Origin of the sequence: Nesterenkonia sandarakina, from assembly GCF_014138825.1 — a bacterium.
GTDB lineage: Bacteria > Actinomycetota > Actinomycetes > Actinomycetales > Micrococcaceae > Nesterenkonia > Nesterenkonia sandarakina.
In genome coordinates this window covers 1,952,076-1,968,405 of the sequence record NZ_JACJIH010000001.1, presented here as the reverse complement: position 1 = coordinate 1,968,405, position 16,330 = coordinate 1,952,076, and the positions used below count along the sequence as shown (strand labels likewise).

The following is a 16,330-nucleotide window of genomic DNA, read 5'->3' as shown; positions in this document are numbered from 1 at the left end:
CCCTCTCAAGACCCGGGCACACTGAGAGGATGCAAGCCCTGCCTCCTGAGCTCACAGGTCAGGCCTTCACCGCAGGTAGCGCCCAGCGGGCAGGTGTGACCCGGGCCAGGCTCCAGCGCGGGGACATCCTCGCACTCGGCTCTGGCGTGTACGCACCGAAGGCGCTCGCCGAGAGCACCAGTGCCCGGGAAAAGCTTCAACTCAAGGCCCACGCCCTGCTGCAGGACTGGCCGGACGCCTGGGTCTCACACGCCAGCGCGGCTCTCCTGCATGGATTCTGGCTGCCGCAACGGCTGATCGACGATCCCGACCTGCACCTCTCGCACCCAGGGCAGACGCAAGCTTGGGTGCGGCGGCGCGGGGTCTGCGGGCATCGCGTCTCGGCTCGGGCGCAGGACGTCATTGCGCATCGCGGTCTCAGAGTGAGCTCGCCCATGCGGACCTGGCTCGACGTCGCCGGCCTCTGCAGCGTGCGCGAGCTGATCATCATCGGGGACCAGTTGGTCCGTTCTCCCTACCCGCGCTTCGAATCCCGAACGGAACCGCACGCGACCATCGAGGAACTCGCGACCCTTCTGGACCAATGCCGCGGCGTTCCGGGACGACGCCGCTGCCTCACCGCGCTGACAGAGGTCCGGGTGGGCGCAGATTCCGTCCAGGAGACCCTTCTCCGGCTCGCCCTGATCCGGGCGGGGTTGCCTGAGCCTGAGCTTCAGGTCCCAGCGCAGCCGGGAATCCGCTGGTCACCGCGCGCGGACCTCGGCTATCCGGCACTGAAGCTCGCGATCCAATACGAAGGCGACACCCATTTCACCCCGCAGCAGCAGCGCGCCGACCAACGACGCGACAACATCTTCCTGGCAGAGGGTTGGCGAGTGCTGCGCTTCAACTCCGACGACTCGCGGGAAGGGTTTCAACGTGCCGCGGCCCAGGTTCGCGCGGCGCTCGCCCTCGGGTGAGAGCACAGCATCCCGCCACGCAGGTTCGCGCGGCGCTCGCCCTCGGGTGACCGCGCCACCTCCTGACGCGCATCCATTGTGCGTTTCGACCGCCGGTTCGGGCCGGATCGGGGAAGAAACCTGCACAGATCGCACACTCGATGCAGGAGGGCGGTTCGGGGCTGACGCCACCCCGCCGCGCCGCCCGGGCACCCGACTAAGCCAGACCGGCCTCCCGCGCGAGGATCGCCGCTTGCATCCGCGAGTTCAGCTGCTGCTTCGCCAGGATGTTGGAGACATGCGTCTTCACAGTGGCGAGGCTGACATAGAGCTCCTGTGCGATCGCCGCGTTGGAGAGCCCCCGGCCCAGGGCGGCCAAGACGTCAAGCTCCCGCGGGGTGAGGTGCTCGGAGAGTTCCCCTGGCCGTGCGCCGGGCGACGACAGGGCCTCTGCCGGTCCGTGTGAGGAACCGCCACCCGCGAGCTGCAGCTCGGTCCCCGCTTCCAGCTCAGGCCCGGCCGAACCCCCGCCCGCGAACTCGCGCAGCAGCTTTCGGGTCACCTCCGGGGCGAGTATCCCGTCGCCCGCGGCAACCCGGCGGATCGCGTCGATCAGCTGGGCGGGCTCGACCGACTTCAGGAGGAACCCGGCGGCGCCGGCGCGGAGCGCCCCGAAGACCACCTCATCGACGTCGAAGGTGGTCAGCATCAGCACCTGCGTCGCGGATTCCGCGACGATCCTCCGGGTGGCGGTGATCCCGTCGGTGCCTGGCATCCGGGCGTCCATGAGCACCACATCGGGGCGCAGAGCGGAGACCTGCCCCACTGCGGCGGCACCGTCGGCGGCTTCACCGACGACCTCGATCCCCTCGGCAGTCTCCAGCAGCAGCCGCAGACCTGCCCGAATGCTGGAATGATCGTCCGCGAGGACCACCGTGATGCGGTCCCGGCTCATGGTGATACCTCCTTCAGCGGCAGCTCGGCCTCGACCACCCAGAGCTGTGGGTCGCCGGGAGACGACGCCGGCTTCAGGCCCACCGGGCCGGCGCGGAGCGACCCTCCGATGAGCTGGACCCGTTCACGCATCACCGCCAGGCCCACGCCGGCACCGAGGTGGGACGCGCCGCCGTCGTCGTCCTGGCCGAATGTGCGCACCTTCACAGAAAGCTCACACGGGACCGGAGAAGTGACGGTGAGCCGTAGTCGAGCTCGCCGCCGCTGCAGAGAGACCGCAGCCTGCGCCTGGCCATGCTTGTGCGCATTGGTCAGGGATTCCTGCAGCACCCGCAGCAGCACATGGTTCTGACCTGGGGAGAGGTCTGCAGGTGGTTGGCCCTCCACCTGGATTTCCATTCCGCGCTCCTGCGCCCGGGAGAGGACGTCGTCCCAGCTGGTCCCATCCAGCAGCTCCGGCCGGTGCTTGGCCTCCGGGTCCACGGATGAGCCCTCGCCGCGCAGCAGCAGCAGCACCATCTCACGCAGCTGCTCCAGCGCCTCCACGCTGGTGCTTCGAATGCTGCCCAGCGCCCAGCGGTCCCGCTCGGTGTCCGCTGCCGCATTCAGCACAGCCCCTGAGGTCAGCGCGATCGCGGAGACCTGCGAAGAGACCACGTCGTGAAGCTCGCGCGCCATCCGCTGCCGCTCTGCCTCCACTGCCTCCCGGCGCTGACTCGCCTGCCGGCGCAGCAGACTGGCGTGCCGCTCGGCCTCGAGCTGGTGACGGGCATCGGGCTCCTGCCACAACGGGTAGCCGCGCCGGACCTCGGCCGCCCACCACAGCGGCATCAGCAACACCGCCAGGCCGACCAGCGCGATGCTCAGCGATCCCTCCAAGCCCGCGCCGAAGGCCAGCGCCACCAGCCCGGTGGCCAGGGTGCCCGCTGTCAGCGAGAGCGCCCCGGCCCGCACCGCACGCCGCGAGCCGCGGATGCCTAAGTTGTAGACCAGGTCTGAGACGCACAGCAGGATCCCGACGTTGACCCCGATGCTCAGATCCAGCAGCGTGAACCCGCCACCCAGGACCAGGGCCAGCACCGGTCGGCGGATCCGGATCAGAAGAGCGAAGGCCATCAGCGCCAAGGGGATCAGATGCCACCAGGGCTGCGGCCTGACGCCCAGTGCGCTCCACCACGGCGTCTCGGCCACCCCAGCCCAGCCCACAGCGAGGATCAGCACCGCGACGCCGAGCGTCAGCAGCGACTGCAGGTGTGCCCTCACGCTCGGCCTCATGCTCATATTCGACCACAGTGCGGCGCGCGCCGCCTCCGACCAAAGATGGAGAACGACGACGTCGCCTCGCCGGTCTCGATCCTTTGACCGATGTGCGCGAAGCGCTGCCCGGGGGAGGCTGAGCGCATGATCGAGGGACTGCTGGGACAAGTGGATACCATCTGGGCGCTGTTGGGCGCGCTGGGGGTGTTGGCGCTGCTGGATTCCACGAGCTTCGGCACGCTGCTGATCCCGGTGTGGCTGCTGATGAGCTCGGGACGGCTGCGGGCGGGCCGGGTGTTGATATACCTCGGGGTGGTGGCGGGTTCGTATGCACTGATCGGGCTGGTGCTGTTGGCAAGCCTGCTGGCGTTCGGGGAGGAGCTGATCGACGGGCTGGCCGACCTCCAGCAGAGGCCCGTGGTGCTCCTGGCACAGGTGGCGCTGGCCGCAGGCTTGATCGGCTACAGCTTCCGATTGGATCCACTGAGCGAGGCGGGGAGGCAGCGGAAGCGCCGCCGCGAGGAGGCGCGCGGATCCGCAGGACGGGTGCGGCGTTTCCGCGAGCGCGCCGTGGGGGAGGGTGCCCAAGGCGGGCTCGGCCCGCTGATGGGACTTGGCCTGGCCGCGGTAGGTCTGGAGATCGCGACCCTGCTGCCGTATCTGGCGGGCATCGGGCTGGTGGCCGCCGCAGACCCGGGTGTGCCGATAGCCCCGGTGATGATCCTGTTCTACTGCGCGGTGATGATCCTGCCCGCTCTGGTGCTGCTGACCGCGCGGGTGTTCGCGCACCGAGCGCTGGAGCGGCCGCTGCGCCGGCTCGAAGCGTTTCTCAGTCGGCATGCGAGCGGCACTGTGGCGCTGATCCTGTTCCTGGTGGGGCTCTGGCTGGGACTGAACGCACTCGGTGGGCTTCAGGATGCGGGGTGGAACGTGCCGCTGGTGTGAGCCGCGGATTCACGCCCTGACCCGTCCTCACGCGCATCCAGGCGGCGCCCCGCCGGCGTTCCCTGACGCGCCACGTCCCGCCGGGCATCCTCCCGCCGCGCAACCTCCCGCCGCGCATCCATTGTGCGATTCGACCGCCGGTTCGGGCCGGATCGGCGAAGAAACCTGCACAGATTGCACACTCGATGTTCGCGGCGGCCTCGCCTGAGCCGGCGGCCCGAAGTCAGCTTCCCAGCGAGCGCTGCATCAGCACCGTGCTCAGCGTCTGCCCGCGCTTGACCCCCACCTCGGCCAGCCGTCCCACCTCGGTGAAACCGAGCTTGATGTGCAGCGCGTAGGAGGCGCGGGTCGAGGGGTCCTCGGTGAGCACCGCGATGACCTGGCGGTGTCCGGCAGCCTCGCAGCGGGTCATCAGCTCGGTGAGCAGCGCCCGTCCGACGCCGCGGCCCTCCGCGCCGGGGCGCAGGTAGATCGTGTCCTCCACGGTGTGCCGGTAGGCGGACTTGCGTCGCCAGTGCCCGGCGTAGGCGAATCCCAGGATGACTCCGTCCTGTTCCGCGAGCAGGAACGGGTGTCCTGCCGAGCGCTTCTCCGCATGGCTCTGCGCCCATTCCGCCACGCTCAGCGGCTCCTCGCTGAACGTGGTCACCGTGTGGTGGGCGTAGTGCGTCTGGATCTCCACAACGGCCGGCAGGTCAGCGAGCTCGGCGTCGCGCAGGTGCACCGGGGAGGCAGCGTCAGGCATAGCAGGAGCATAATCCCCAGTGGGCGCCGTCGTCGTCGGGCAGGTCATCGGGTCCAGCCCGCCGACGGCGCCTTGCCCTGGCCGGCTCGGCCCAACTCTGCCGGTATTCGCCCGGATCGGAACGCGGGGCGCCCCCACCGTCCACCCTGGTGCGCACCGTGCCACCGGCCCTCGGGTGCTCCCATGGGCGCAACACCGGATGACTTCGCCGCCGTCGACACCTACCTGATCGAGAAGCTGGTGCATGAGGACGCCGCGCTCGCGGAGACCCGGCGCAGCTCCGCGGAGACCGTCACCCCGGGGATCGACGTCACCCCGAACATGGGCGCCTTCCTGGCCCTGTTGGTGCAGATCACCGGCGCCACGAGGGTGCTGGAGTTCGGCACCCTGGCGGGGTATTCCAGCATCTGGATGGCACGCGCCATGGACGACGACGGCGCCGTGGTCACCTTGGACATCGACCCGGCGGCAGCCCAGGTGGCCCGCCGGAACTTCCACGCCGCAGGTGTCGCCGATCGGGTGCAGGTGCGCATCGGCCCGGCACTGGACTCCGCGCAGGCGCTGATCGCAGAGGGCGCGCGGCCCTTCGATCTGGTCTTCATCGACGCGGACAAGGCGAACAACCCGCACTACCTTGAGGCCTCCCTGACCCTGTCCCACCCGGGCTCGGTGATCGTCATCGACAACGTGGTCCGCTCCGGTGCGGTGCTCGAAGAGGAGAGTGCCGACCCGGACATCCACGGCATCCGCACCCTGATGACCCAGATCCAGGCCGATGAGCGGCTCAGCGCCACCGCGCTGCAGACCGTGGGGCTCAAGGGCTGGGACGGGTTCCTGCTGGCCCGGGTGAACTGACGCCGCCGCCACACCTGTGGCCGCAGCGCCGGTGCCGGGCCGCCAGAGTCGTGATCTCTGCGACCTCACCGGTGGGATAGCCTCGAATCCATGGATGAACAGGGGCCCGCCGAGGCCGCAGCGCGGCAGCCCGCAGAACGCGAGATCGGGGTCGGCCCGTGGCAGGGGCCCTGGCCTGCGGGTGAGCACTACGACCCGGAGCTGCTGCGTGAGGGCGACCGCCGCAACGTCACCGATGAGTACCGCTACTGGTCCCATGACGCGATCGTCGCCGACCTCGATGCGCGCCGGCACAACTTCCATGTGGCCATCGAGAACTGGCAGCACGACTTCAACATCGGCACCGTGGTGCGCACTGCCAACGCGTTCCTGGCCAAAGAGGTCCACATCATCGGGCGCCGACGCTGGAACCGCCGCGGGGCCATGGTCACCGACCGTTACCAGCACGTCCGCCACCACCCCTCAGTGGAGGACTTCGTGGCCTGGGCCGAATCCGAGCGAATGCCGGTGCTCGGCGTCGACCTCTTTCCGGACTCCAGGCCGATCGAGACCTACGCGCTGCCGAAGCGGTGCGTGCTGGTCTTCGGCCAGGAGGGGCCCGGGCTCAGCGAGGAGGTGCGGGAAGCCGCCACGGACACGCTCTCCATCGCGCAGTTCGGCTCCACCCGGTCCATCAACGCCGGCACGGCGGCCGGTATCGCGATGCATGCCTGGATCCGGCAGCACCGGTTCACCGACTGAGCAGCCGCTGCAGCTCGCAGGCGGCCGCGCAGACCTACGGCGTCTCCCCGTGGCTCAGCTTCTCCAGGAACTTCTCGATCCGCCTGGCCCGCGTGGCCGGATTCGCGGCGATCATCAGCTGGTGCAGCACGTGATACCGGCCCTGGCTGCCCAGTGCCTCGAAGGTCGCCTGCGCGGTGGGCAAGGCCTGAAGCGCAGCGGCCAGATCCGCCGGGACCTCGGCTGACGCCTGGCCGGAGTAGGCCCGGTCCCACCGGCCATCGGACTGGGCCCGCTCGATCTCCGCGAAGCCGCGCGCCCGCATCCGCCCTTCGGCGATCAGTGCCTCCACATAGCCCACGTTGCGCTGCGACCAGATCGAGGCCCTGCGCCGCGGGGTGAACCGCTGCCGGAACGTGGTCTCATCCCGAGCCTTGCGCTGCCCGTCGATCCACCCGCTGCACAGCGCCTCCTGCAGTGCTTCCGCATAGCTCAGCGAGGTCGGGGTGGTGACGCCCTTCTTGGCCAGCACCAGCCATACGCCTTCTGAGCTGCCCTCATGCTGATCCAGCCAGGCGCGCCAGGCGGCGACGTCGGGCAGGGTCAGCTCCAGCTCCTCACTCACCGCGGCCAGCCCTGGTGTTCTCCGGATCTGCGGCCCAGCGGCGGAGGAACTCGGCCCCGGCCTCGTCGTGGATCGCGTCGGTCTCTGAGGTCAGCACCTCGTACTCGGTCTCCGGGATGCCGTCCTCGGGGCGGACGTCCACGTGGGAGACCGGGATCCCGCGCTCGTGCAGCCAGGTCGCCATGGCGTAGTCGGTGCGGGAGTCGCCCATGGTGAACCAGGTCTGCGCGGTGATCCCGCGTGCCTCCAGCAGGGTCAGGGTCCGCTCGGCTCCCACGTCCTTGCCCACGCCCTCGTGCTCAATATCGGTGGAGATGATCGTCGGGTCGATCCGGACATGCTTCAACTGGTGCTTCTCTAACAGGGGTGGGATCGCGGCGTCGAACTCCTTCTGGGCTTCCAGGTAGTCCTTGTTCTCCACGTCGGTGGACTGCTCCACGGAGACCATGGAGCGTTTGGTCTCGTCGAAGAACATGTGCCCGCTGAAGCGCTCGGCCACCAGGTCACGGATGTCATCGGAGAGCGCGGTGGGGAGCTTCAGCTCCTCGTCGATGTGGATCTCCCCCAGGCCCTCCGGGGTGACCTCGGCCCAGACGGCGCCCTTCTCCGCGATCGTGAAGACCGGGGTGTCTGGGAGCAGCCCGGCGGCGCGCATCGGCGGGATCACCTGCTGGGCGATGAAGTCATCGGAGCGTCCGGTGTTGAAGATGACCGGGATTCCACGATTGGCCATCAGGGTCAGATCCCGGGCGATCGACTCGATGGCGACGGTCCGGCTGACCGGAGAGGCGATGGGCCCGTCCACATCCAGCAGCAGTCCGAAGGGCGGGGCGGGGTTGAATGAGGCAGTCTCAGCAGAAGAAGTCACCTATCCATTATCCTGTAAGGGCCGACGCCGCGGGCCCGGTGAACCGGAGAAGTCTGGTTTGCTGGATGAACCGCAGGTCACGGGGCTATAGCTCAGCTGGTAGAGCGCGTCGTTCGCATCGACGAGGTCAGGGGTTCGACTCCCCTTAGCTCCACATCTCAAGGTGTGCCTAAGCCCAGCGCCTCTTCCTGGTTTCTCGCCTTGGTCAAACCGCTTGGCTGCCCGTTTCAATGTGAATGACTCACGTCCTGATAGGCGCCCCGATCTCCCCGTTGAACAGTCAGAGATTGCGCTAGCCTAGGCGTATGCAGAGTCGCTACCGGTGGAGTTCCATAGATCCCCAAGATGTTCAGGCGTGGGCGGAGCTCACCAACCATCTGGCGCGCGTGGATGGCACGGAAGAGTTCTTCGAGGCAGAGGACCTCGCTGAAGAACTCGAGAATCCGCGCATGCATCCCGCCAAGGACACCTTCGCGGTCTGGGATGGCGAATCCATGATCGGCTTCGGCACGGTGCGGGTTCCAGGCTCCGTGGACCACCACGGTGGCAAGGTCGACGTCTCCCTCGACGGGGGCGTGCACGCTGAACATCGGGGAGAAGGTCTCGGCTCGGCTCTCATGGAGAAGTTGGAAGCTCGGGGAAGGGTGCTCTGCGCCGAGAGGCACCCGGAGACTCCGTTCTACTTCTCCACCGGGGGTGGTCTCGAGGATTCCTCGGCTCGACGCTTCCACCTCTCCCGGGGGGACAGCGTGGCGCGGTACTTCAATCTCCTTGGCCGGGAACTCAGCGCACAGGACTCCGCAGACACCATTCTTCAAGGACGAGGAATCCCCGACGGGATCGAGATTCGGCCTCCGGGCGGCCAGGACGAGGCCGCAGTCAGGGCCGCGCACGCAGCGGCGTTCGTCGACCACTGGGGCAGTGCTCCGCCCTCTGAGACCGGGTGGCACCAGAATTGGATCGCACGGAGCAACCGGCATGCGGTCTCGCGGATCGCGGTGGATGAGTCAGGGACCCTGGCGGAGCCTGGCACCGTGGTGGCCTACTCCCTGTGTGGGCAGTGGGTGGACCGGGAGCTCTACGTCAATCTCATCGGCACCGTCCCCGATGCCCGGGGACATGGCCTGGGAAGCGCAGTCCTCGCGCACACCATCGAGGCCGCCGCGCGGTCTGGAGAGTTCGATGTCATCGAACTCGACGTGGACTCGGAGTCGCTGACGGGCGCGACTCGGCTCTATGAGCGGCTGGGCTTCACCCTGAAGCTCACCCAGGCCGCCATGCGCCGCACCGTGGACTAGCCGCACTCAACCCGGCACCCGGTAGGATCGCCCCAACGCCGCCACAATGAGGTGGCGGCGCTATGAGTTGAGGGAGATTGCACCTATGTTCTCGAAGATCCTGGTCGCCAATCGCGGGGAGATCGCGATCCGCGCCTTCCGCGCCGGCGTCGAACTCGGGGCGCGCACCGTCGCCGTGTATCCGCACGAGGACCGCAACTCCTTCCACCGTCAGAAGGCCGACGAGGCGTACCGGATCGGTGAAGAGGGTCATGCGGTCCGCGCCTACCTCGACATCGAGGAGATCCTCCGGGTCGCCAAGGACTCCGGCGCCGATGCCATCTACCCCGGCTACGGATTCCTCTCCGAGAACCCCGACCTGGCCCGCGCCGCGGAGGCCGCCGGGATCACCTTCATCGGCCCGCCCGCCGACGTCCTGGAATCCACCGGTGACAAGGTCAAGGCCCTGCGCGCCGCCAGAGAAGCCGGCGTCCCCGTCCTGCAGAGCTCCGAGCCGTCGAAGGACACCGAGGAGCTCACCCGCGCCGCCGAGGAGATCGGCTTCCCGATCTTCGTCAAGGCCGTCGCCGGCGGCGGCGGTCGCGGGATGCGCCGGGTGGACAAGCGTGAAGACCTCGCCGAGTCCCTGCGCTCAGCCATGCACGAGGCCGAGACCGCCTTCGGCAACCCCACCGTGTTCCTGGAACAGGCCGTGCTGCGCCCCCGGCACATCGAGGTCCAGATCCTCGCCGACGGCGAGGGCAACGTGGTCCACCTCTTCGAGCGCGACTGCTCGCTGCAGCGCCGCTACCAGAAGGTCGTGGAGATCGCCCCGGCCCCGCACCTGGACGAGGACATCCGCCAGGCGCTGCACCGCGACGCCGTCGCCTTCGCCAAGGCCATGAACTACCGCAATGCCGGCACCGTGGAGTTCCTTGTGGACACCGTCGGGGAGCGCGCGGGCCAGCACGTGTTCATCGAGATGAACCCGCGCATCCAGGTGGAGCACACGGTCACCGAGGAGATCACCGACATCGACCTGGTCTCCGCGCAGATGCGCATCGCCGCCGGTGAGACCCTGGAAGACCTCGACATCCGGCAGCAGGACCTGCGCGTGCGCGGCTCCGCCATGCAGTGCCGGATCACCACCGAGGACCCGGCCAACGAGTTCCGCCCCGACATCGGCACCGTCACGGTCTACCGCTCCGCAGGCGGCTCCGGCATCCGGCTCGACGGCGGCACCGTCTACGCCGGGGCTGAGATCAGCCCGCACTTCGACTCGATGCTGGTCAAGCTCACCGCCCGCGGCCGCAACCACCAGACCGCCATTGCCCGGGCCCGCCGGGCGCTCTCCGAATTCCGGATCCGCGGAGTCGCCACCAACATCGGGTTCCTGCTCAACGTGCTGGACTCCAAAGAGTTCCTCGCCGGGGACGTGGCCACCGACTTCATCGACGCGCACCCCGAGCTGGCCAAGATCAACCGCTCCCAGGACCGCGGCTCCAAGGCGCTGCAGTACCTGGCCGACATCACGGTGAACCAGCCGCACGGCCCCCGGGTGGAGGGCATCGACCCGCGGGACAAGCTCCCGCACTTCCCCGGAGACAAGCGCGACGAGCCCGACCGCAGCCCCTTCGACGGCCCTTCGGATCACCCCAAGCCCGAGGGCTGGCGACAGGTGCTCCTCGCTGAGGGCCCCGAGGGCTTCGCGAAGAAGCTCCGCGAGCAGACCGCCCTGGCGGTCACCGACACCACCTTCCGCGACGCCCACCAGTCGCTGCTGGCCACCCGGGTGCGCACCCGCGACCTGTTGGCCGCCGCGCCCGCCGTCGCCCATGTGACCCCGGGACTGTTCTCGGTGGAGGCCTGGGGTGGGGCCACCTACGACGTCGCGCTGCGGTTCCTCTCCGAGGACCCCTGGGACCGGCTGCGCCTGCTGCGCGCGGAGCTGCCGAACATCCCGATCCAGATGCTGCTGCGCGGGCGCAACACGGTGGGCTACACCCCCTACCCGCTGGAGGTCACCGACGCGTTCGTGGCCGAGGCCGCCGCCACCGGGGTGGACATCTTCCGGATCTTCGACGCACTCAATGATGTGAACCAGATCGTCCCGGCCATCGAGGCGGTCCGCAAGACCGGCACCGCCGTGGCCGAGGCCGCAATCTGCTACACCGGCAACCTCACCGACCCGGCCGAGGACCTCTACACCCTGGACTACTACCTCGACCTGGCGCAGCAGATGGTCGACGCCGGCGCGCATATCCTCGCGATCAAGGACATGGCCGGACTCCTGCGACCAGCCGCGGCGAAGACCCTGGTCACCGCCCTGCGGGAACGCTTCGAGGTGCCGGTGCACCTGCACACCCACGACACCGCCGGCGGCCAGCTGGGAACCCTGCTGGCGGCGTCCGAGGCAGGGGTCGACGCCGTCGACGTCGCCGTGGCCTCCATGGCCGCGACCACCTCGCAGCCGCCGGCCTCGGCCCTGGTCGCAGCGCTGGAGCACACCGAGCGCGACACCGGACTAGGCCTGGAAGCCGTGGCCTCCATGGAGCCCTACTGGGAGGCGGTGCGCTCGATCTACACCCCCTTCGAGTCCGGTCTGCCCAGCCCCACCGGCCGGGTCTACCGGCACGAGATCCCGGGCGGCCAGCTCTCGAACCTGCGCCAGCAGGCCATCGCGCTGGGCCTGGGGGAGCGGTTCGAATCGATCGAGGATATGTACCACGCGGCCGACACCATGCTGGGCCGGCTGGTGAAGGTCACCCCGTCGTCGAAGGTGGTCGGGGACCTGGCGCTGCAGCTGGTCGGGATGGATGTGGATCCGCACCAGTTCGAGGCCAACCCGCAGAGCTTCGACCTGCCGGACTCGGTGATCCAGTTCCTGGCCGGTCAGCTCGGGGACCCGCCAGGCGGCTGGCCCGAGCCGTTCCGCTCCAAGGCACTTCAAGGCCGCACGGTCAAGCCTCTGGACCAGAAGCTCAGCGAAGAAGACTCCCAGGCGCTGCGCTCTGAAGACCCCGCCGAGCGGCGCCGCACGCTGAACCGGCTGCTCTTCCCGGGACCGACCAAGGATTTCGAGGCCGCCCGGGAGAAGTACGGCGACGTCCAGGTGCTGCACACCCGGGACTTCCTCTACGGGCTGCGCACCGGCTACGAGCACGTCATCTCACTGGGCAAGGGGGTGCGGCTGCTGGTCACCCTGCAGACCGTCTCGGACCCGGACCCCAAGGGGATCCGGACCGTGATGTGCACGCTCAACGGCCAAGCCCGCCAGGTGGGCGCCCGGGACGACGCGGTGGAGGCCTCCGTGGCCATCGCGGAGAAGGCCGATGCCTCCAAGTCCGGCCACGTGGCCGCGCCCTTTGCCGGAGCGGTCTCGCTCACCGTGGAAGAGGGCGACACCGTGGAAGCGGGTCAGAATGTGGCCACCATCGAGGCCATGAAGATGGAAGCCGGGATCACCAGCCATGTTGCGGGCACCGTCACCCGGGCGGTGATCAGCGGCGTGCAGCAGGTCGACGGCGGAGATCTGCTCGTCGTCGTCGAATAGCCGACTCTGCCGTCGCGTTCAATGTCCGGTGAGTGAGCTCAGCAAGAAGCTGCGCAGCTCGTGGTGCTTCGGATCCTGTTCCAGGTTCTCCACATCACGGGGACGGGAGAACGGGACGGTGATGTCGTGCACGATCCGAGCCTCGGGTCCGGCGCCCATCACCAGGATCCGGTCGGAGAGCAGCAGTGCCTCGTCCACGTCGTGGGTGACCATGATGAAGGTGCGCTTGTGCTGTTCGCACAGTTCCAGCAGCTGCAGCTGAAGCTCATGCCGGGTCAGCGCATCCAGCGCGCCGAGCGGCTCGTCGAGGAGCATGACCTTGGGCTCCAGAGCAAAGGCTCGGGCGATCCCGACGCGCTGCTGCATGCCGCCGGAGAGCTGGGTGGGCCGCCGGTCTGCTGCGTGGGAGAGGTTCACCAGCTCCAGGTACTCATCGGCCAGCGACTCCAGTTCCTGCTTGCTTCGCTTCTGCCGAGGATCGGTCTCCAGCGCGAAGATCACGTTCTGCCGCGCGGACATCCACGGCAGCAGCACGTGCTGCTGGAAGACGATGCCCAGCTCCCGGCTGGGTGCGGTGATCGGCTCTCCGGCCAGTGAGATGCTGCCTTCATCGACGGATTCCAGACCAGCGATCATCTTGAGGATGGTGGACTTCCCGCAGCCCGAGGGTCCGATGATGGTGATGAACTCGCCTTCGTCGATGTCCACGTCCGTGGTGCCCACGATCCGCTGGAAGCCCTTCTTGCGATCAGGGAATCCCTTGGTGATGCCCTGAAGCTTCACCACCGGTTCGGTGCTGGTGCGCTCTGCGGTCAGAGTTTCGGCGCTCATGTCTGTGTCTCCTGGTTTCTCAGGCGTGGGTCTCAGGGGCGGGTGTTGCGAGCTCGGGCGCTCAGGATTTCGGGACCAGGCGCTGCAGCTGGGCGATCGAGCGGTCGAGCAGGAAGCCGACGCCGCCGATGATCACGATGGCCACCACGATGCTGGGGGTGTTCAGCGCATTCCATTCGTTCCAGACGAAGTGACCCATCCCGCGGCCGCCGACGATCATCTCGGCCGCCACGATCACCAGCCAGGCCGTGGAGAGCGCGGTGCGCAGACCCGTCACGATGGCCGGCAGCGTGGCCGGGAGCAGCACCTTGAACACCCGGGTCTTGGTGTCGGTCTCCAGGGATCTCGCCAGATCCAGGAACAGCGGGTTGACCCGACGCACCCCGTCGATGGTGGAGACCAGGATCGGCCACAGCGCCGCCATGAAGATCACGAAGATCGCGGTCATCTGCGAATCGCGCAGCAGCGCCAGGCCCAGCGGCAGCCAGGCCAGGGGTGAGACCGGGCGCAGGATCTGGATGAACGGGTCCATGCCGTCGTGGATCACCCGGGAGGTTCCCAGCAGCAGGCCCAGCGGGACGGCGATGAGCGCGGCCAGGCCGAAGCCCAGGAGCACCCGCTGGATGGAGGCGAGCAGGTGGTAGAAGATCCCCACGTTATTGGGCCCGTCCAGCAGGAAGGCCGTGCCGAGCATCTCCAGCAGCCGCTCCCAGGTGGCCCCCGGGGTGGGGGCGAGGCCGCCGTCGTCGAGCCCCACGGTGGCCAGGTGCCAGAGGCCGATGAACCCGAGGAAGAAGATCACGAAGAGTCCGGTGGTCTGGATCCGGTCCCGGGTGCGCTGGGCCTTCGCCCGCTGCTGCAGCGCCTCCGGGGCGCTGTGGGCGCGGGGCTGCTGGGCGGCGTCGGTGGTCTCAGCGGGCTGAGTGGTCTGGGTGCTCATAGGTTCACCTGTTTCTCGGTCCAAGGCAAGGGGTCCGCCGGGTCGAACGTGCGTCCGATGATGGTCTCGGTCTCCCGAGGGGTGGTGTCGGCGCCGAGCGCCTCAAGGATCGGGGTCGCGGCGTCGGGGTCCAGGACCTGGCGGACCGCGGACTGGTAGTCCGCGGCCGAGTCGTAGCCGGCCGTGGGGGCGAGGTCCCAGCGCTGGAGCTGGGTCAGCGCCCAGATCGCGTAGGACTCATGAGGGTAGGGGCGGAAGCCGATGCGGTCTTCCACGGACCGGGTGGCCCCGGTGCCATCCTGGAACTCGCCGGTGAGCACCGCGGCGATGACCGCGGGGTCCTGGCTGAGGAACGCGCGGCCTGCCATGGTCTCCGCCGCGGTGGCGCGATTCTCTGCGTTGTCGGTCCACATGGCGGAGTCCCCGATGGCCCGCAGCAGCGTGGTGTAGGTGTTCGGATATGCGGAGGCGAACTCCTCGGCCACGGTGAAGCTGCAGCAGGGGTGCCCGTCCCAGAGCTCCTTCGAGAGCATGTGCAGGTAGCCGGCTCCGAGGGCGACGGCGCGCTGGTTGAACGGATCCGGTGCCAGGAACCCATCGATGTCACCGACGTTGAGCGAGGCGACCATGTCCGAGGGGCGCATCACCTGGATGCCGACGTCGTAGTCCGGGTCCAGACCGCCCAGGGCGAGGTAGTCCCGCAGCAGCAGGTTGTGTCCCGAGTAGTCGAAGGGCACCGCAATGGTCAGCCCGCGGAAGTCCTCCGCACCGCGCACCCGGTCCATGTGCTGCGTGCCCAGCGTGATCGCCTGCCCGTTGATATTGGTGATGTAGGGCATCCGGGAGTCACGCTGACCGGCGGCGAAGTTGTGATGGATGCCCAGCGGCATCGGGCTGAGCATCTGGGTGGCGTCGAGCTCGCCGGCGACATAGGCGATCCACAGCTCGCCCCATCCGGTGTAGCGCTGCAGCGTCACATTGAGCCCGTACTGCTCGAAGATCCCCATCGCGGCGGCGTTGATGATCGGGGAGGAGCAGGTGATCGGCACGAAGCCCAGCGTGACGTCGCGGACCTCAAGCTCACCGGCGGGTCCCAGCGCCGCGCTGAAATCGACCCCCAGCGGGTTCGTGTTCGGGGTGCCGCCGGTGGGGGTGCACCCGGCGAGCAGGCTCGCGCCCAGCGCCCCGCCGCCGAGGCTGAGCAGGTTGCGTCGAGAGAGGTGACGGTGTCCCACGGTCACCACTTATAGTCGAGGAACTTGCCGTCGAAGGTCACGACGACGCGGTCTCCCTCGGGGTCGGTGCGGCGCGCGACGTTGAGCTGGAAGTTGATGGCGCTCATGATCCCGTCGCCGAACTCCTCATGGATGAGCTCCTTGATGGTCGGGCCGTAGACCATCACAGCCTCCTGGAACCGGTAGATGGTCGGATCGGTGAGGACGTCTTCGCTGAGCGGACCGCGGTAGGGCTGCATCTGCAGTGCTTCAGCGACGGCGTCATCGAGGTCGAGAAGCTCCTTGACGATGTTGGACTGCTGCGCACTCAGCGCATGGCTGCCCAGCAGAGCGGCGGTGCTCCATTCCTTGGCCACGCCCAGCTGCTCGGCGATCTGCGCCCAGCTGATCCCGGCCCGGTGACGCGCGATCCGAATGTGCTCAGCGGCGTCTCTCTTGCTGATGAACGGTTCCATGACGAGGGCCTCCCTGGGTCGGTGGCGCCGGGCCGGTGCGGCCGCGGCGGGTTTTGTCGAACCTAGGGCGGTCTCACTGGCGCCACCAAGGCAATCTGCGCGGAGAATCCGACAATTCGCGCAGGCGGCCGG

Annotated in this window: 15 protein-coding genes and 1 tRNA gene; 7 read left to right on the top strand and 9 right to left on the bottom strand. The window is 68.5% G+C overall.

The window, feature by feature from the left end; genetic code table 11:
- Nucleotides 1-29: 29 nt before the first annotated feature.
- A complete protein-coding gene (locus HNR24_RS08860; protein ID WP_182495607.1) occupies nucleotides 30-959 on the top strand; it encodes a DUF559 domain-containing protein in 930 nt (309 codons plus the stop codon).
- 196 nt (nucleotides 960-1,155) lie between these two features.
- On the opposite strand, the gene HNR24_RS08855 is transcribed toward HNR24_RS08860, so the two are convergent.
- Both HNR24_RS08855 and HNR24_RS14290 read right to left on the bottom strand, forming a co-directional pair.
- Nucleotides 1,156-1,893, bottom strand: a complete 738-nt coding sequence (locus HNR24_RS08855; RefSeq protein ID WP_182495606.1) for a response regulator transcription factor — start codon at nucleotides 1,891-1,893, stop codon at nucleotides 1,156-1,158.
- Nucleotides 1,890-3,155 carry a sensor histidine kinase gene (locus HNR24_RS14290; RefSeq protein WP_182495605.1) on the bottom strand — a complete coding sequence of 422 codons (1,266 nt, stop codon included), beginning with the start codon at nucleotides 3,153-3,155 and terminating at the stop codon, nucleotides 1,890-1,892. The genes HNR24_RS08855 and HNR24_RS14290 overlap by 4 nt, the downstream gene beginning before the upstream one ends.
- Before the next feature lie 138 nt (nucleotides 3,156-3,293).
- Here HNR24_RS14290 and HNR24_RS08845 point away from each other — a divergent pair, with 138 nt between their 5' ends.
- Nucleotides 3,294-4,094 (top strand): GAP family protein, encoded by an 801-nt coding sequence (locus HNR24_RS08845; protein WP_058888061.1) that lies wholly within the window; start codon nucleotides 3,294-3,296, stop codon nucleotides 4,092-4,094.
- A gap of 223 nt (nucleotides 4,095-4,317) precedes the next feature.
- Here the strand turns inward: HNR24_RS08845 and HNR24_RS08840 are convergent, their stop codons facing one another.
- Nucleotides 4,318-4,839 carry a GNAT family N-acetyltransferase gene (locus tag HNR24_RS08840; protein ID WP_182495604.1) on the bottom strand — a complete coding sequence of 174 codons (522 nt, stop codon included), beginning with the start codon at nucleotides 4,837-4,839 and terminating at the stop codon, nucleotides 4,318-4,320.
- Nucleotides 4,840-5,022: 183 nt separating this feature from the next.
- On the opposite strand from HNR24_RS08840, the gene HNR24_RS08835 reads away from it, so the two are divergent.
- Together HNR24_RS08835 and HNR24_RS08830 are read left to right on the top strand one after the other, a co-directional pair.
- Complete coding sequence (locus HNR24_RS08835) at nucleotides 5,023-5,694, top strand: O-methyltransferase (RefSeq protein WP_058888063.1); 672 nt, start codon at nucleotides 5,023-5,025, stop codon at nucleotides 5,692-5,694.
- Between the two features lie 90 nt (nucleotides 5,695-5,784).
- Entirely contained in the window at nucleotides 5,785-6,435 is a 651-nt protein-coding gene (locus HNR24_RS08830; protein ID WP_058888064.1) for a TrmH family RNA methyltransferase, read from the top strand.
- A 34-nt stretch (nucleotides 6,436-6,469) separates the two neighbouring features.
- Here the strand turns inward: HNR24_RS08830 and HNR24_RS08825 are convergent, their stop codons facing one another.
- Nucleotides 6,470-7,039 (bottom strand): YdeI/OmpD-associated family protein, encoded by a 570-nt coding sequence (locus HNR24_RS08825; protein WP_310735416.1) that lies wholly within the window; start codon nucleotides 7,037-7,039, stop codon nucleotides 6,470-6,472.
- Nucleotides 7,032-7,907 (bottom strand): Cof-type HAD-IIB family hydrolase, encoded by an 876-nt coding sequence (locus HNR24_RS08820; protein WP_182495603.1) that lies wholly within the window; start codon nucleotides 7,905-7,907, stop codon nucleotides 7,032-7,034. Before HNR24_RS08820 ends, HNR24_RS08825 begins: the two co-directional genes overlap by 8 nt.
- Nucleotides 7,908-7,988: 81 nt before the next feature.
- On the opposite strand from HNR24_RS08820, the gene HNR24_RS08815 reads away from it, so the two are divergent.
- The 3 genes from HNR24_RS08815 (at nucleotide 7,989) to HNR24_RS08805 (ending at nucleotide 12,737) form a co-directional block, all read left to right on the top strand.
- A tRNA-Ala gene (locus tag HNR24_RS08815) sits at nucleotides 7,989-8,061 on the top strand.
- A 232-nt stretch (nucleotides 8,062-8,293) separates the two neighbouring features.
- A complete protein-coding gene (locus HNR24_RS08810; protein ID WP_182495602.1) occupies nucleotides 8,294-9,205 on the top strand; it encodes a GNAT family N-acetyltransferase in 912 nt (303 codons plus the stop codon).
- A gap of 85 nt (nucleotides 9,206-9,290) precedes the next feature.
- Nucleotides 9,291-12,737, top strand: coding sequence for a pyruvate carboxylase (locus HNR24_RS08805; protein ID WP_182495601.1), 3,447 nt, complete (start codon nucleotides 9,291-9,293; stop codon nucleotides 12,735-12,737).
- Between the two features lie 18 nt (nucleotides 12,738-12,755).
- Here the strand turns inward: HNR24_RS08805 and HNR24_RS08800 are convergent, their stop codons facing one another.
- The 4 genes from HNR24_RS08800 to cynS all read right to left on the bottom strand — a co-directional run bounded on the left by HNR24_RS08800 (nucleotide 12,756) and on the right by cynS (nucleotide 16,198).
- Nucleotides 12,756-13,568: an ABC transporter ATP-binding protein gene (locus HNR24_RS08800; protein ID WP_182495600.1), complete on the bottom strand. Its 813-nt coding sequence runs from the start codon at nucleotides 13,566-13,568 to the stop codon at nucleotides 12,756-12,758.
- A 61-nt stretch (nucleotides 13,569-13,629) separates the two neighbouring features.
- Complete coding sequence (locus tag HNR24_RS08795; RefSeq protein ID WP_083504680.1) at nucleotides 13,630-14,508, bottom strand: ABC transporter permease; 879 nt, start codon at nucleotides 14,506-14,508, stop codon at nucleotides 13,630-13,632.
- Complete coding sequence (locus tag HNR24_RS08790) at nucleotides 14,505-15,749, bottom strand: CmpA/NrtA family ABC transporter substrate-binding protein (RefSeq protein ID WP_182495599.1); 1,245 nt, start codon at nucleotides 15,747-15,749, stop codon at nucleotides 14,505-14,507. Before HNR24_RS08790 ends, HNR24_RS08795 begins: the two co-directional genes overlap by 4 nt.
- The gene (gene cynS / locus HNR24_RS08785) at nucleotides 15,746-16,198 is read right to left on the bottom strand and encodes a cyanase (protein WP_182495598.1); all 453 of its coding nucleotides are present in this window, start codon (nucleotides 16,196-16,198) and stop codon (nucleotides 15,746-15,748) included. The genes HNR24_RS08790 and cynS overlap by 4 nt, the downstream gene beginning before the upstream one ends.
- Between the last annotated feature and the right edge of the window lie 132 nt (nucleotides 16,199-16,330).

Bases quoted from the DNA above. Each gene is read 5' to 3' on its own strand.
- HNR24_RS08860 (WP_182495607.1), top strand. From the start codon at position 30: ATGCAAGCCCTGCCTCCTGAGCTCACAGGTCAGGCCTTCACCGCAGGT.
- HNR24_RS08855 (WP_182495606.1), bottom strand. From the start codon at position 1,893: ATGAGCCGGGACCGCATCACGGTGGTCCTCGCGGACGATCATTCCAGC.
- HNR24_RS08845 (WP_058888061.1), top strand. From the start codon at position 3,294: ATGATCGAGGGACTGCTGGGACAAGTGGATACCATCTGGGCGCTGTTG.
- HNR24_RS08840 (WP_182495604.1), bottom strand. From the start codon at position 4,839: ATGCCTGACGCTGCCTCCCCGGTGCACCTGCGCGACGCCGAGCTCGCT.
- HNR24_RS08835 (WP_058888063.1), top strand. From the start codon at position 5,023: ATGGGCGCAACACCGGATGACTTCGCCGCCGTCGACACCTACCTGATC.
- HNR24_RS08830 (WP_058888064.1), top strand. From the start codon at position 5,785: ATGGATGAACAGGGGCCCGCCGAGGCCGCAGCGCGGCAGCCCGCAGAA.
- HNR24_RS08805 (WP_182495601.1), top strand. From the start codon at position 9,291: ATGTTCTCGAAGATCCTGGTCGCCAATCGCGGGGAGATCGCGATCCGC.
- HNR24_RS08800 (WP_182495600.1), bottom strand. From the start codon at position 13,568: ATGAGCGCCGAAACTCTGACCGCAGAGCGCACCAGCACCGAACCGGTG.
- HNR24_RS08795 (WP_083504680.1), bottom strand. From the start codon at position 14,508: ATGAGCACCCAGACCACTCAGCCCGCTGAGACCACCGACGCCGCCCAG.
- cynS (WP_182495598.1), bottom strand. From the start codon at position 16,198: ATGGAACCGTTCATCAGCAAGAGAGACGCCGCTGAGCACATTCGGATC.